At 47.5% G+C, this 18,776-nt stretch carries 1 protein-coding gene (only partly in view); it reads right to left on the reverse strand.

Translation table 11 applies throughout. The features are described from left to right. On the reverse strand, window positions 1-18,667 hold the 5' end (the start) of the coding sequence (locus ACN0T0_RS09090; RefSeq protein WP_417225277.1) for a DUF4347 domain-containing protein. Its footprint begins 19,106 nt before the window's first position; 18,667 of the gene's 37,773 nt are visible here — the first part of the coding sequence; it begins with the start codon at window positions 18,665-18,667; its stop codon lies off the left edge, out of view. Window positions 18,668-18,776 lie beyond the last annotated feature (109 nt).

The following is an 18,776-nucleotide window of genomic DNA, read 5'->3' on the forward strand; positions in this document are numbered from 1 at the left end:
GTTGGTTATTTTCAGGCGACGATGCTAAATAATCGGCAACATTGACAATCGATTCGAGTATCGGCGCACCATCGGAAGTGCTCAGATACTGGCCTCCCTCTTGTAAATCGAAACGATAGAAGTATTCGCCCTGACGCACATTGGTGATATAGCTCTGAGGTTCTACCGGCACATAAATAACGTTGCCATTAGAGTCTTTGACCGCATCCCCGTTGTCATCCAACTGAGGCGTTTGTGCAAGGAAGGCGGAGTAATCCGCGGGATAAACCTGATAGTTACCGTCAACATCACGGTCTGGCTGCCATTCTCGCGCTTTATCCTGACCTAGAGTGATGTCGACACTGAGCAACCCTGTATCCATCAAATCGCCAATAGTGATGTCGTCACTTTCTTTCTGAGTATCGAGTTTTAATGACTCGATATCATCCATCACGATATAATCAGACGCATAATCGATGGTTAATTTAGCCCGGGCATCTTTGGTCACTCCATCGGCTAAGAAAAGCGCTGCATTGAGCTTGCGTAAATCGACATGACTGGCATCGTCATTCACCGTGATATCAAAGCTATCGGTACCCAAGCCGCCCAGCATAACCAGATTGGCGCCGGCCGCTAACGGTGCATAATTCCAGACCACGGTATCATCACCATCACCGGCATCAACATTAACGGAGCCGGTGCCAGCATTAATGATATCGTCTCCAGCATTACCCTGAATATCATTCACCCCACCCAGAATAGGATTACCGTCATCATCGACACCACCCACCGATATCTCATCATTACCGGCACCACCTCTGATAGTGTTATCGCCTAAGCCACCGTCAATGTAATCACCAAACTGGGTTCTAAACTGTGAGTTTTCTTTAGTAATGGTTAAAGCAGCCCCGCCCGCACCGTCGGTTGGCATCCCTTGATCGTTATAATGCGCATAAGGCGTACCATCCAATTGATAGATTGGCGTTAACCGTAGATTGCCATCCGGATCGGTAAAGGTGGCAATATCAGTGCTTATATTTTCATCGCCACCTTCAACATAATCATTACCACCATACGTGGCGATGGTATCGAAACCTTCACCACCAAAGACGCGGTCGTGACCTTCACCGGTAAAGATGATGTCATCACCGGCGTTACCCCGGACCGTTAAGCCGTCGTAAGCAAAATTTTCACCGGTCACCACCACCTGATCATTACCGTCACCGGTGACGATTTCATAGGTATCATTAGCATTACCGGAGCCGAAATAACCCGCATCGACAGAGATAACATCATCTTCAACCCCTGCTACCAATGCAGCACCGCTATTCGCACCACCACTGATATACAAACCGGCCAAGATCTCCGTATTCTCAGTATCGGCAATCATCTCAATGAAGTCGCTGCCACCGCCAAGCTCAACATCAATATGATCGACCCGACCATTTAAGCGTTTTAAGCTATACCGGTCGTTACCGGAGGTGCCCGCAATCGTTAATGTGCTGACATTTTTAGCAAGATAAACCTCGGCCACAAGCCCGGTACTCACAACAATAATATCTTCACCCGGGTTGTCACTTTTCAAGGTCCGTATACGATCACGCAGCGCGGTTTCTTCCGCTTTGGTGTAATACTCGGTGTCCAGATATCCCTCTTCTGACAGCTTCTGTAGGGTTAAATCAATATCGGGCGTAATAACATCAACCGTATAATTGTGAGCATCAGCATCCGCACCTTTGTCATAACTTAGGATAAGGTTGCCCGTGCTTTGATCATCATTCTCCCAAGAAGCAATATGATCTGGCGCATTGTGAATACACTCCAGCTCAAAGGTTGCCAACACTTGATTCACAAAACGGTTACGTGCTTCAAACAGGGTTATCTTACTGATACCGGCATCAATACCGACCCACAAGAAAGCTTCTAAAAATAGGTTGAGCGAACCCGTCATATCAAACAAACATTGCGGGCCATGGGTAATTCGCTCAATCAGTTCGGAGCCATAAAGCTTGCCATCACCAACCGGCAAGTCGTCGAGGAAGTTGGTTTCCATATCGTTAAGATCGAAACCAATAATCGCTTCAATACCACCTTTAACGCCAGCCTCAACTAGGCCACCAAGCCCCAAACTAGCGATAACACCGACCGCCGCGCGCAGTGTCACTTCGGCTTTATCTTCCGTGGTATTTTCAATGCCGTGGTCATCTAAATAGAAACCATTAATTAAGCGCCAAGATTCAGCCACATCGAAGTCGGTTTCCATCCATTCGCGGAAACCACGGGTATCAAAGCCAAAGTCAAAGTTGGTACTAGCACCAATTTCACCGAAGAAACCTACGTTAAAGCCAGGGTAAACCGGGAAGGTCTTCTGATATTCAAAAAACAGATCTAAGTCAGGTAGGTCATACCAGAATAGGTCTACTTCACCTCGACCAGTAATAAATTGCAGCAAACTGGCAGGGTCTTCCAAAATAGGAATTCTGAAGTTTTTCTGTCCTGCGGGGTTACCAAAGGTGGCCCGGTTATTCGTCGACGACTGATTTGCGCTGGATTTACCACCTTCAACACCGTCTTGTGATGGGCCAGCAATGGTTGATGCGTGAGAACCTAACTGTGCATTACGATCAGTCTCTGATTTTGCCCCTGCGGTATTTTTCGATGTCACCGCCGCTGAAGTATCCGTCGCATAGCCACCGGTTAAATTGAAATCACCAAAATCGATATAACCCGCTGATTTTAACGTTTGCGCTTTTTCTAAGAAATCGATGGTCGCCGCTAGAGCTGCGATCACCTTCTTGGCAGTATCAACTGTTGTCGCGGGCAATCGAAGGTACGCAATGTCCAAGATTTTAAGCTTGGCAACACCCATATCAATCTCGGTATTAAGCAGATCAATAACCGGTTTAAGTGGCAAAATGATATCGCCAATAGTATCGAAAGTATCGCCTAAGAAACTTTCAAATACCGAGCCCGCGTCTAAGCGAACACTTTGCAACGTGATATTAGGGTCGCCAAACGAAACACTCGCGCCACTGGTCGTCGAAAGCGAGCCGCTGGCTAAATCTTGGTAGTAAACGATGGTGGTATCGATTGATGGCAACACATCAGCGGCTGACGTCGACACCTTCGTAAACAATTTCGCCTCAGCATAAGCGTTGGCATTAATGACCAATTCGACTTTTTCGCCTAATTCTAAACGCCCATCAGCTGCAACGGTTCCGGTTTTGCCACCAATATCTTTAATATCAAAACCAAAGTGGCCGCTAATGCCTGCACCTTTGTCATTAATGACATTGCCAGCCGCATCATATTGCAGCACCTTGCCATCGGTTTCGTCAGTCACATCAACCTTTAGGAAGCCCAACGTGCCCTGTGCAGTGGAACCATTTTTAAGCCGTGCATCGACATCGAGCGCAATCTCTTCACCCTTCGCGTTAATACCCGAGGTATCGAGGAACAGGCCAAAATCAGGCCCACTACCTACCGCCGCCATATTACCTAAGCCAATCCCCAAGCCCATCAGATAATCAATTTCAGCAATTAAAGCGGCATCAATCTCCAAACCTAAACCGGGCATTGTCTTATTAAAATCAACCGGCAATTCACCATCGACTAAGACACCGCCAAATTTAAGATTGAAGCTTAATAAACCATTGGCAGAAAAGGTGAGTTCAATATCATCAGCGCTTGTCGGTAGCCGCGTTTTGATCTTACCGTTGTTATCATATTGAACGGCACCGGAAGCATCTAACAATGGCACCACAAAGGAAAATAGCGGGCTGTTAATGGTTTTCAGCCCCTCATAAAGCCCTTGGCGAATCTCATTAAGCAAGGCTTCAAATACCTTACCGCCGACGGCTTCAAGGTCTTGTAATTTCTTACCCAACCCGTTGATATAACCGCTGGCATCTTTTTCACCCAGCACACTGGTTTCAATGCTACGCAGGCTATTGGCCAGATCATCAAACGGTTCATCACCCACCAGCGGCAGTGCAATATTATCGATACCGTTAGCCACTTCGTTGATAGCTGAGAACGCACCCTCCAGACCTTCCCGAACCGTTTTTGGATCATTCAATAGATCCAATAACAGTACGATGACATCGAAATTCATATCGAATTTCGGCAGGTTATAATCGAAGGTACTCACAAAGTTCTGGCTTTGATCGATACTAAATGCCGCTTTGGCAAATAGGACGTTATCCGCAACGCCATCAGCATCAAGATCTTTATCTGTTCCGCCCAGAGGTAGTGCTTCAATGGGGAAGAACATCGGTAGATTCAGGTCAGCAGAACCAAAAGCCGAGGCTTGGAAACCGTCTGTCACTTCGGTTAAATCTAGATAGCCGTTACCATTCGAGTCAGCGCCAGGGTTGCCCATATTGGCGTAAAACCCTAAATCGATATTGGCGCTACCCTGTTTGCCCAATAGACCGATGGTGCCCAGCGCGCCTGCATCAAAGCCTAACTCAATATCGAGATCGTCAACCCCGCCATGCAATGAAGCATGGATACCTGTCATTTCATCGATGTAAAAAACCGGTGTGCTTACATCGCTTAAATCAAAGCCGAAACCAAGGTCTAAGCCGGCTTCAGCTTTCAGATCTATTTTCGCATTCGCTTCCACATTGATGGCATCTAAGGCACCAGCCGACAGGCCTAACCATGTATCTAAACCAAGATCATCAATATCGAGTGCGAGGTCGAACTCTTTTTCCGCAATCAGATCCAGATTTAGATCGAAATCAAACGCTGAATTGATATAACTCATATCAACCATGTCGGCATCTGAGGCAATACCCAGAGGCGCCAATAAAATGCGCAGCTCTTCATTGAGCATATATTCCAATTGCTGAACATTTCGCGCCGCATCACGCACAGTACTGACGGCATTACTCAGGCCCGCCGCAAAACTGACACCGCCATCACCTAAGATATCGGCGAGGCTAGCATCAATGAGGGCGATTTTGTCATAAAGCACGCCGTCCTTAATGTTGAAACGCGACAGCGTCTCGCCCGTCGTAGAGGAGGTAGCCCCGGTTGTATCGATAAAGGTAGCGCCTGTGACCTCATTTTCGGTAATCGGCTCAACCAAGACATCGTCAGCATCATAGCTACCCATTAATTCCCATGCAGTATGGGCGTAGGTTTGAACAACACGCACATCGCTTTCGAATAGCTCAACACCCCAGAAATTATCGCCACTGGCTGTCTCTGTCCATTCAAACAGGGTAATGCCGGTACCGTCTTCAAGAATTTCATAACGACTGGCCTGTGGTCCACCGGCCGGTGAAATGTCATAGCTATCCGTCGCCAGAACAGAACCGGCCCCCCAACGCTCTTCATAAAAGCTGACAGTATTACCGGTCTGCTGACCCAATACTTCGCGATCGGTGCCGACAACATCTTTAAGAAGCTCATCGATACCGCCGATAATCATATCGAGTGACAAGCCACCTAATGAGAAGACCTCTTCTAAATTATCAAACTGAACCGAGCTTGGAACACTGGCGAGAAACTGTCCCATTGAGGCATCTTCAGGCAAATCACTGCTACTAGCGGTGATAAAGCCTACTTCATTACTGAAGCCATCCAGCGCCCCCGAGAGTGATACCGGTAGCAACACCTCAAAGTGAGCATCGCCTTCTAAGCTCGGCAAGCCCATTAGCGATGCAGTGCTATCGCTGAGCATGTCCTGATAATTCAGCACACCATCGAAGCCCATACCGATCGATGCACCCAAGGATAGCGCCGCGTCATTTACTTCAAAACCAACCGGCCCTAAATTGACACCAAAATCGAACGCTTTTATCAGGTTGCCAGCAACCTCATCTGACAGATCTGAGACTGAAATTTCCTCTGCGAGCGTAATAATCGTTGAGCGACCATCTGAACTTAATTCTATCGCTGCAACGGTGTAGAGCTCATCGGTATTACCAGCCCCCTGTAGGTAAAAACTATCACCGACCATAAACTGACCGGCACTGGTACTTTTTATTGCGCCGATATGATTACCGGCAATAGTCACGGTCGCCGGTGTGGTATCGGCAGAACCCGCCGTTATACCAACAATATCAATATATTCTTCGCCAAAATTAAAGTGCGCATCTAACCCGGGATCACGAACATAGAAGGCGCCGTCATCGTCAACACCAAAGTTAAACATAAAGTCGATACCGCCACTGATCACCAGAGGCTGAGACTGAGTAATATCAATCGGCAGATCAAAGTTAAAGTCACCAAATGAGATCAGTTCATTCAGATCTAGATTGACCAATTCACTAAAGCTTTCGAGCGTCAGCGCAACGCTATACTCTTTTAAATTAGAGGACGAGGCGACATTGATGGCAAAACCATCAGTCGAACCGGTGGTTTGTAAATGTTCTAAGAGATCTTTAGTAGTGGCCGAACTATTTAGATCGAGATAGGCATCAATGGTGTCGACAAAGGACTGTACTTTAGTTTGGATCGTGCCATCGAGATTAGTGACTTTGTCTCCTAAAAGGTCAGACAAGGATAAATCGGTAAATGGAATAGCCGTTGAGTCATCCAGATAGTTATCAATTTTAGTGCCGATATGCGATGACCAAGTGGCCAGCTCGCCCAAGCCAATACTTAACTTGGTTTGATCCGATAAACTCTTAAAGTGATCGGATGTAGGCAACAAACGCTGGCCTTTATCAATCACTTCCATCATCAGATCGGTGGTAGCGAAATCAGGGTGACTCATGCCCAACACATGACCCATTTCGTGCATTAATACTGTCAGCAGGTCGATACCATCATAAACACCATCATCGGTGTCATCACTGGCCGTAGCGTCTAGATACCAAGTCGCACCCGCGGCATTATCATCAAGCGTAATGGTGTACTCCAAACCATTCGTGCCAACTGCACTCGTGGTTCTACCGACAACACCATCAGTCCCACCAATATCGCCAATGGTAACCGCAATATTCTGTAAGTCGGTCACCGCTGCAGCAGGCAACACGGCCGTCCACCGGGCAATCGCTTCCGCTTTTAATCTATCTACTGCTGCGGCATCCGTTGTCGTGTCAATCGTCGCGCCAGTACCCACTGCAGCCGTCGTAACAAAATCGCCGAAGCCTTGAGATGTTTTAAAGGCCGTCCACAACCCCTCTCCCGATGCAACGGCCTCCAACCCTTTCGTTTCGAAAGTGCCGTAAGCTTTAACCTCATGAAGGGTGCCGGATTCGTCGCTGTAAGAGTATGAGGTATAGTCACCATCGCTATCTGTTTGCGGTGCCGATTGAGTAATCTTTGCCGTGATCGAAGAAAAGTCGAGTACATCTGATGTACCGGTGGAGAAAACCTGGTCCTGACCGAATTTATCATTAAAGGTAAACGTGGTTTTAGCCAAATCCACCTTGAAGTCACTCACCACAGGAGCCGGCGAGGCTGAAAATAGTACCGTAAACTTACCATCAACCGTGCTGCTAACCGCAACCGTGATACCCGCTAACTCATTCAGTGCCGTTTCCATATTGCTGAGTGTTTCGGCATTATCGGCACCAATAGCAAAAACCGCCGCCAAACGCGCGGGATCGGGTGTCACACCCGCGGTTGTTTCAAAATTAGCAAAAGACAGTGTGACTAATTCACCTTCATTAAAGCTATTGGCAGTAAAATCTAGCTCAAACGAGGCGGGGTCGGTCGGATTTGCACTTCTATCCACCAGATCCGTGACAACCACGCCACCACTATTATCGATAAAAACATCATTGCCTTCACCGCTTTCCAAGTTTTGGATATTTTTGTAGTTGGCGACAATGATAGAACCATCCAAAACCGTGACCATGGTCGACCCATTTTCTAGGTTCCCTGTAGCCAAACTAACATTCGTCACATCGGTGTAAGCGGGGGTAATAAATTCAATATTAAAAGTGAAGTTACGCTGATCTTCTGCCAAAGCAGGATCCGGCTGAGTCACATTGACCGCGAGGTCTGCAACCCCGTTCAGTTTATCTTCAATCTGCTGCATCATCGCCGAATAGTCGGCCAATGCGGGGATAACAACGGTGACCAAGCCACTCGCACTATCGGGGTGATCAAAGCTAAGCGTAAACTCACCGCCGCTGACCTGATTGCCCAAAGCAACCTGATGAATGTAGTTTTGCTCAGTACCATCTAATGGAGACTGCGCCGCAACCGCCGATTGAACCGACGTATCGCTCGAAGCCGTTAAGTGGGTTGGAGCAAAGATCAGCTGTTCGGGATTATCAAACCGGTCCAGATTCAAGAAGGTAATCGCAAACTTACCCGCCGTCACGTCATCGGGGGTCACGCCGACATTATTAGCCCCAAGGAATAATTCAAGCGCAGCTTTAATATTCGCGGCGGTCGCAATGGCATTTGCCCCAACAGCAATATCCGCGGTGGTAAAGCCACCAACCGCCGAATCATCACTTGAAGGTAACTCGAGGGTAAACTGGTCGCCCTCAACAGCATTAAGTACTAAAGATTGCTGTTCATCCCCCTGAGCTCGCAACGCTGTACCCAGTGCTAAATCGATAGAATAGTCTGCACTTTGGCCTTCCAGACTAAGGGTATTGCCATTTTTATCGGTTTCCCCCCCATCAATCGTATCAACTCCCCCCTGACCAATAACAAAGATATTATCGTTACTGTTACCGACAAAGGTGTCATCACCGCTCGAACCGATCACTTTGGTAAAGCCGGCTACACCATTATTAGACAGGTTGTACTGTGAGTCGGCAGCCACCGCTGCATTAATGACTCCGGAAAGCGAGTTCCAACGCTCCCCCAATACCGAGGTCGCACTACCAAATAGCACTTTAGACTCGGCAATCTCACCCCAAACAGGCACCTCAACAGCTTCCCATAAGGTATAAGCAATACCCGCGGTGCCATCTACCGTGACACCCTCAACGACATCTGAAGCATCAAGATTATTATCATAATTTTGGTAATTAAGAGTGATATCACCCTCAGAAGAGATTACCCCTCGCAAACGAGCATTGTCATGGAAGGTGAAGATATTATCACCGCCACCGCCAACAATATTTTCAATACCGGTGGCAAATACGTAGTTGCCTAATAAAATATCATCAGGCAACGGAATACCTAAGCGCTTCAATGCTGATCCGAATATCTCGTCACGGACCATAATAAAATTAGCACCAATCGATAACAGAGGCACTTCAGCATCATCTCGTCCAACACTGATAAGGTCGGTGAACTCACTAATATTATCGGTCGTGATTTCCCAAATATCATAGTGCAGGGTATTTTTAACTTCACCGCTACCCAGCTGGTCTTTAAGACCATAGCCTGCGTCGGAAAGGTCTAATGTATCAAAGAAATCACTGACACCTGCAATCTTGATATCAGGCGCTTCAATAACCGCAGCAGCCCCCCATAAGCCACTAAATTTATAGGTATCTGCGCCCCAACCACCTGCAAGTATATGAATACCCGGTGCGACAACATTATCTGAAAACAGTGAAGGCTCACCGTTAATCGCCGTTGCAACCACCGCATTTGCAATAAATTGCGCGGCAGGGTTAGTGATTGAGTTTTCAATTAAGTTACCGCCCACCTCAAACACATTACTGCCCAAAGAGGCATTACCCAATGCAGCCACAGGGTTGAGTGTCGTATTCAATACAATGTTTAAACCAGCACCGTAGGTCACATTATCGATATTCTGAATGCGGCCAGTAAAACCTGCCTGTTTACCCAATAAGCTGGTTAAAACCGTTTGAGTAAAGTCGTCTTTCGCATAGCCAGTAATGGCATTAGCATTATCACCAACAACAAGATTATCCGTATCGCTAAGGCGAGTGGTTCCGGTGACTTCCAGTATCCATGACTTAGTCTTGCTGCTATCAGGATTGACCGTAACGGTAATTTTGTTTGCCCCTAAGGCCGCATTCAGTGCGCTTTGAATGGCGACCTTGGTAGCCTCATCATTCTGATTGACCGGAATATCCAGGGTGCTGACACCATTAACGGACAGGCGGAAAGAGGGCAGTGACTGATCCACCAACGTAACACGTTGTTTTTCAGCCACACTCACCGTACTGCCATTGGCAATGGTGACAATATTGGCAGCTACACCGGGTGCAGCAACGGCGGTACTCTTAACCATCGCTAAGTTTGAGCCATCAACAATAAAAGGCTGTTCAGCCGCACTGAGATCAACCACGATTTCAACGACAAACTCACTTCCCACTAAAGTGGCGGGTAAGGCATTGATAGAGGATGTCGTCAAAGCTGCATTAATATTCGTTAGCAGCGTACTACTGTTAGCGTCATAATCAATGGAACCGGTGGTCACACCACCAAAGTTAAGCGTGAATGTACCGCTAATAGCCTCACCGGCAACCACCGGCGGCATAGCAAATTTATAGATCCGGTTGGTCTCAACTAGAGAAGCATTGCTACTATCCGTGCGATCCAGATAGGCATCTATTGGCCCTACTTTTACCGGCGTTAAGGATTGATCGGTCGTGGCCGATGATAAGCCATAACCGGTGCCACCCATCGATTCGACAATATGCGTAGTAGACGGTGTCAGTTTAATACTGAAATTATCGCCAACGAGGGTAACGACGGCTGTCGCCATACCCGCCAATTGGGTATTCAGTGCCGCTTCGATACGCCCACGCAGAGTATCGGCTGTCTCGCCTGTTTGTAGCGCAACATCCACATAGACGGAGCCGGTGACCGGACTGTTATCAGCCAAGGTCTTTAGGTTGTATTTCAGCCCCACGATGCCCTGCGAGGCGCCGTTAATATTAAGAGTTTGAACCTCCTGACCATTGGTCGACTGACTGGTAATAGTCGATGTACCCAATACCGTTGAAAAAAGACTGTTCTTAGCCACGATGGATGCAACAGAGCCACCCGCAATACTAATAGTGAAGGGACCAGTGCCCGTCACCGTCACGGTACCCGTCAAACTCGATTGCTGATTAATAAGCTGCTGTAAGGCGGCCTCAATAGCATCCTTATCGGCATCCTGAGCTAGATCGACTGTTTTATGAGTACCAATATATAAATTATAAGGATCAGTATTGGCACCGTGAGTAATAGTAATTGAGTGAACTTGTGGCGCAGTCATCGTTGATGGTGTTAAAACGAGATCAACCGCTGGTGCAGAAAGAGAAATATTAGTCAGCGTAGTAACCGCTTTATCCCCCTCCACACGCCAGCGCAGATCAAATGTTCCCGCGTCACCCGCCGTGACTAAAACCGCTTTTGGCGTACCCGTCGGCAGAGCCATCGCAGCATATATCGCGTTTTCAATACGCTGTGCCAGAGCGACATCATTAAGCGAGGTTGCCGTTTCTTGCGTAAATACCGCCACACTACCTGACGCAGAAGTTAGGACGCCGGTAAATTCCACCATGTTATTCTGGTTCGTGTAAGCAATGAGGTAGCCACCCTCATTCTTAGTCACCGAAACGACCTTTGAACCAGCAGCCAAACTAAACTCTGTGGCTAATTGCGTATTTATTTTATCCGCGATAGCTGTTGAATGATCGCCCGTTGCTACACCGCTGTTTAAACCGGTAATGGTTTGAACGGTTTGAACGCCGGCGATGGTTGCGACATAGGTCAGATTAAAGTCCGTCGAGTCGGTGACCAACAGCTGTTGCTGAACCGGCGGCGTCATATAGATAGGGGCCGTGGTTACCGTCGTCGCGTCACCCTGTACGGTTAATGTAAAACCGCCACGCTGGGCTTCGGGGATAGACAGACGCTGGACTTCAGCACCTCGATGACCATCAACAACCGTATCAACAGCAACGGATGATTTGGAGGTTTCGGCTAAATTTACATACGAAATTTTGGTCAGATCCGCGAAATTCCCCCCCGAGATATCAACAGTATTTTTTACCGCGAAATCCGGAGCGGTTAACGATAACAGGTCGATCAAACCGTCAACATTGAGCTGCGCGGATAGAGGCTTAAGGCCTGTACCACCAATAATCGTTCCCTTAAACGTCGTATTACCGGAGATGGCGAACGTATTCGAGTTAACGCCACCACGGACGATGGTATTATCACCGACATCGGTGAAGACAAAGGTCTCAAAAACACTTTCGCCCAGTAATTTATCAACAAAGCCCGACGCCTGAGCATCGGTGCTTAACGCCGTAGGTCTCGGAGCAACACGTTCGACAGTAAGCGATAGTTGACCGGTGTTACCATCGATTTTGCCGTTGGCAGCTGTCGTCGCCAAATCCAATCGGCCCGTCACGGGCGTGGTATACCCCAGAGCCGAACCATCTAAATTCTTCAAAGCCTTTGTTAAGACCACATCACCTGGATTATTAAAGGTAATATTCAGCTTCGTTTGAGCTGCCGTACTGCCAAAGCGCGGCTCCTTAACGGTAACCGAGCCTTCACCCAGTAATTCGTTCAGCTTATTGCTCAGCTCGGTGATATTTGCCTCTTTATTCCCTGCAACAAAGGTAATCTTATCGGTTACTTTGTGTACGCCATCTTTGACTGTAGTGACCACAGGGGTCACCGTTGCAGAGCTGACTTGTAACAAGTCGACATCGACCAACTCTTTATTGATAAAGGTGATATTCCAGCTGTTGGCTTTAAAGCTTTCGTTGGTAGTTTCTGCGGTTATAGGGGAGCCATCAACCGTTACACCGGTCACTTTCACATTAAGGGTCTGAGAGCCAGAAGCGGATGTGAATGTCAGTTTATTCAGTTCGGTTTGAATTTTTAAAGCGGTGGCTTTAACGTCTACTTTACCGGTCGCTGCATCGGTAATGATTTGAATCGGGGTGGCCGTGGTTTTAACGGCGTGAGAGCCACCAGGATCAGTAAAACTTAACTTAAAGGTTCCACTCGGCTGTTCCGCACCGGTAAAGGCCAATCGCTGAACTTCTTGAATCTTATAATCAAGCGCAAATTCACCTGTCGTGGTGTTGCTAATAATAAGCGGCTGTACCTCTTTAACCGCCCCCTTCTGTTCAAAATTAAAATTAAGTTCATCAGCAACTTGGCTAAAATCGATATCCAACACATGGTCATTAGCCGTCAAAGTACTGGTATCGATGGTAACCGAGTTCGTTTTGCGTAACACTTCCGGAACCGCAATAGCCGCTAACATATCGGTTATCGACGCAGAACCAAAGATAAAGGTCGCATCCGCATTAGGCGCCAGAATAGTCTCAAACGCGTGGATATTGCCAGACCGGCTACCATCGGCCAGAGTCGTCACACGGCCCTGTAAATTATTAGTCCCTGTTAAGCCTGTCACATCGACAGACATATCCGCGACATCATTTTCACCCGGCTTTTTAAAAGTAATTTCCCACTCTTTCAATGCATCAGTAAAACTATCGGTGCGAACTTCCACCGTGTATTTCTGCACAAAATTACGCTTAAGCTTATTGAGTTCGGTCTGAATAGCTAAGCGCGTATTTTCTTTTTGCAGATCAACCGACGCTGCCGTCGTGTCAATGGTAATTGGGCCAGTGGAATACTTACCAATCGTTAAAACAAAGCTACCTTCAGTAACATTATTAAGAGTCAGCTGCTTAATCTCGCGAACCGAAGAACCCTCAACAGTAGACCAGATGTCAGGCTTACCTTTAAGCGATGTGGCGTTTGTAATCGCGACCGTATGAAGCTTACTGATTTCAGGGTTTAATACGGTAATTTCAAACTTATTGCCGGCACCGGAAACCACCACACTGGCAAATATCTGTGGATTATGACTGTTTAATTCTTGCTGAATCTGGGCGGCAATATCGTTCGGGGTAGAACCGGAGGCGATAGGCACTGTAATGGATACAGACTGATTCGGCGTTTCGACCCCTGCAACTGTTTTAGAATATTCAAAACCTAAGGTAAAGCTGCCAGATTCGGCGAGGCCTAGATCGATATTAATTGAGCCATTAGTGTGTTTAGTAATTAAATTAGTCGCCGGATCAACGGTATTAACACCCGGCACCACGGTGCCAACCACCGGCGGCGTATAGGTCAGTCCAGTTGTACTGACAATCGTCATTAATGGGATATTAGTATAGATCGGTTGCTTAAATTCAACATCAAAAGCACCGGTCCCTGCCCCTGCAGACTTAACCGATACCAGATCACCAACGGGCGCTACACCATTATCAGTCAAAAGCGTTCCAAGCTTTGTTTCCAGTGCCGTTTTTATATTCGCCGCTGTGAGCGTCGTGGTGGCGCCGACTGTTATTGAGATCGATGCTATCGTTTCAACAGTACCATCGGGTTTAGGAAAATTATTCAGTTTTACGGTAAAGTTGCCAGATTTAGCGCCACCGAGAAATATTCGCTGCACTTCATTGGCATTACCTTCACTGTTAACACGCACAGTATTGGCGGTAAGGGCAAAATGACCAGACACATCACCAAACCCCGTCAGTGTTTTAGTCCAGCTGGTTTTATCTTTAATGAAAGTGCCGGTGCCCGCCAACAGATTAGAACTGTTAAATAAGTAGGTCATCTCCTGAGTAACATTGGAGAAATCGAGCACATCACCACGGGCTTTTAATCCCTCATCTGTGGTTTTGTCATCTTTACCTTTCTGACTTTCAATAACGTTATCTTGGCCCCAATCATTGATGAACACATAATGATCGTAACCTTTACCACCGATGAGAGTATCGTCACCTATGCCGCCATAAAGAACGTCATGACCGGCCCCCCCCACGAGACTGTCATCCCCCAAGCCTCCACTGAGGTGGTCATTACCAGCACCGCCGCTGATAACATCGTTACCTAAACCGCCGCTGATTCGGTCATTGCCTGCACCACCACTGAGGTTATCATCACCTCCACCGCCGCCGATGGCATCATTATCCAACCCGCCATAAAGGATATCGCCCTGAAGTGTTCCGGTAATAACATCTTGGCCAGCACCACCATCCCAGACACGCCCAGTTTTAACACTGACAGCCTGGGTATAGTTATCAGAGAATATGAGGTCGTCACCACTCCCCGTACTATTAACTAACAAACCAAAGTCGCCTAACACGGTCATGCTCTTAACCGTACCCGCACCTGAATCAGAGGTGCCTTTCAAACCATCTATACGGTCAATGGCGCCCGCTTTTAATCCCGTACTGGCGGCTGTCAATTCTACGGCATCAATGGTGATGGTTTTAACGGTCGTGGTCAGGGTGTAGCGATCTTCGGGAGTTGGCCCACTGGATGTATATGCTTTGACGATAGTAAGAGGATCAGGATGAGTTTCAGTCTCAGCACTTAAAACAACCGTCGCTTGAGTGGTTCCCCCTGTGGTTCTCTTCTCTTGGCGAGTTTCCGCTATCAGTTTAATGTCTGGAATATTCAGTCCAGCCGATAACGATTGAAACGTAATAGTAAAGTTGTAAGGCGTCGTTCCGCTAGCCGAACCACTCCCTGTAACAGTGACTAATGGTGCTGGGGTTACAGGAGTCGTTACAGGAGGAGTGGTTGTACTGGTAGTCGTGACCGGCGTTGCTTTCAACACCAGAGAGTTCAGCGCAGCAGCCATCTCTGTTGCTATTGAAGCGGCAGTTCCTGAATTGCTAATATCGATGGTTTCGACACCACCCAGAGACAATCTAAAACTGGTGATATTAGTCAGTTCTTGGGCAACGGTTGGTGACGTTTTAACTTTTGGCACCGTCAGTTTTTGCACTTCATTGGTAGCCGCCGGTGCGGCGGTACCATCGACGTTATTCAGAATACCTGTGACAGCTCTTTTGGCAACACCCGGTGTCGTTTCACCCAGATCAACAACCACATTGTTAGTGTTCGTAGACTTGTATTGCGAATAGTCGAGAATATTAACGCCATCGGTTTTAGCAATAGTGGCACCCGCCACATAGACGTTACCGGTCACCAAGCCTTCAGCCAAGCTACCGCTTGTATTCGCGGTCAAGATCTTGCCCTGCAAGGCATCCTGGTCTTTGATAATGTAAGTGTTTTTGCCCTGACCACCAATGATGTTAGCAACGTTATCTGCGTTCACAACATAGGTATAAGTAATTGTTTTTAATATAGGTGCAGCGGCTGTCCCGATATTAATCTGCTTCTCGACAACAGCCGTCACTTTCACTGAAGATGTTATCGTCGTGACTGCTGGCGTCCCGGTAGAGGTTGTGCTGACGCTGTCCAACTCAAAGATTAAATCGTGGGTGACCTCACGGAAATCCAACGTCCCCTTTTTGCTGGTTGATTTAGTGTCATCAATAAAAAAGTTAACGGTCTCAGTCAACGCAGGCGTCGTATCCGGATACACCTGTCCCCAGTCATTATTGAACTTATAGGTATTATCACCCAGACCACCGACCACTTTCTCAACATTGATGGCATTTTTTACCGCATGAGTACTGGTGGTTACATTTGCGCCTTGGAAGACCTGCACACCATATTTATCGGTCGATGTTCGATCAGTATCTGACACTTCAGATACCACCGGTATAGCCGGCGTTGTGGGGGTCGACAATGGCTCTGTCGATTTAACCGATGGATGAAACTCAACCGTAATCGCCTGAGTAAGCGCAGAAAAGTCTAACGCATCAGCATCGCCGCCCTTAATCACCGTTAAACCATCTTTGGTATCGCCTTTCTCGATAACCTGATCGACACCCCAGTTATCTTTAAACACATAACTGTCGCTTCCAGAGCCGCCCACTAAGGTCTGACTTCCGGCGCCACCGACTAAATAATCTTCACCCGCTCCGGCAGCAACAGTTACATCAGTTAAACCGGTAACATCAAATTTTTGCTTGCCCTTGTCGGCGGTAAATGATGAAAATGATGCCGTGCTAAAGCCCGTTAAAGTATCGACCCCCTTAATGATATTGCCTGCCGACAAATTAACGTAATTGGTCAACACGGCATTTGAAGCACCGGAGTTATACAACAGATCAATTTTGCCGCTGTAATTCGTATTCGCTTTATCAATATCGATTGGCGCGCCAATATCATCGATAATAAGTCGGGTATTCCCTGCATCCAGGGCCTTACCAATCGATAATTTGCCAATCTCACCCGTCCCGCTAGTGACCACTGCAATTGCGTTTTTAGCATCTAACTGGGTAGCAGCATCCGTTGCGCTAGGATCAACCCCCATCACCACATAGTCTTTAACCCATTTATAAGCATCATCACTCGAAAGGGCGGTACCCTTTTTACTGATAGCAATGTGGGCAGACGACAGTGTCGATGTGTCTAAAACATCTATTTTAGTCTGTAATTCAAGCTCGGTTTTATATCCAAGCCGACCCACTTTAATGTTCTTAATAGTGGCATCATCACCGTCGGCAAACTGAAAAGTACGCAACGTATTGGGCACTAATGCACCCGTGGTTTCATTAATCGCCTGTGCAGTAATTTTAAACGGAGTGGTGGCGGTTTTTCCGGTCACAGTGACGCGAATATCGCTGCCAACGCCGGTAAAGTTAATGGTATCTGTGCCTGCCGTTAGGATAACCGGCGCAGCCGTGCCATTTAGCTCACCGATATTCACCGATTTATCAGCCGCTAACAACCCGCTATACAGAGGATCATTCGATGCGAAAGAGAACTGTTCGGTAGACATCATATCAAGGGTATGCGTGACATAGCCTGATTCAGTTTCCAGTATCCAGTCGCCACCGATAAAACGATTTCCGGTTAGGTCATCAGACGCGGCAATATCGGCCTGTGTTGCGCCCGCCAATCGATCAACAAACGCTATACCGACCTCACCTTGGGCAACATTACAGCCGTAGATCAGGATATCGCCGTCAGATTTTAATGCTTTCCCCCAAGCTTCAAGCTGTTGACGGTAACGTTCTAACGAAGCATTTCCCAAAGAAGCCGTACCCAAACGCAGCAAACCGGTTGCCCCATGAGATAACACATGCAACGCGGCAATATCTTCATAGGCAGAAAGAACATCGGCGAGCTGTTCAACACCATCACCTTCAGCATCCAGTAGAACAACCGTGACACGCTCCGCTTGTGGGCGAGCAACCGGCACATCAGCTAATTCAGCGGCAAGTTCAGCGTCAGCCTCTAAAGTTTCACTAGCACTCTCGTTCGCAGGATACCAATCCGCGACTAAAACATTACCCGCGCTGGTCGCTTCGGTATGCCATTCAAGGTCACGACCCGCATCCCCCATAAAGGTGCTCAACAGTGCACGATAATCCTCAACCGAACGGTCAATAACAACGAACTGATGCCCACTCAACTGCTGAATATGTTGAATCGTAACGGTAGCGGCCACCGCTCCAGTGGTTTCTTCACCACTCGCACTGACTTGCGCTTCAGCCCCCTCTTTCGACTGCACTGCCACTAATTCATCTAGCTCTGCAGCAGTCACCTGAAGATCAGCCAAATTCAGATTTTCAATATCCGCAAGACTATCGCTACCCGTCTCAGCATTGTCGACGTCATCATGCTGGCGAACCAGTTGTAACGTTTGCGAATTACTCGCTTCAGCCAAACCTGCATCGATTAGCTGCTCAACCATCACCTCTTCGTTAAGCAGCTCAGCACTTAACGCCAGAGGGGCTGCATCCGCGGATAACAGATAACGGTTTTCCATCTGTTCCATCATGTAAGTATTACGTCGTCGAGCAGTAATCCCTTGGCTGCTCCAAATATATTGTCTTAAATTGCGGAATTTGTCATAACGCATTCTTAGTAGACGATTGAATATATACGACATAATTTTCATCCAATGATTTTTTCATTCGAAAAAGCAGCGAACCAATACGCTTTTTCAGTAAATACCGGTGACAGATGGGTATTGCGATTCAATGATGCAAACGCACTAG

This window comes from Amphritea sp. (assembly GCF_048266285.1).
In the GTDB taxonomy this organism is placed as follows: Bacteria; Pseudomonadota; Gammaproteobacteria; order Pseudomonadales; family Balneatricaceae; genus Amphritea.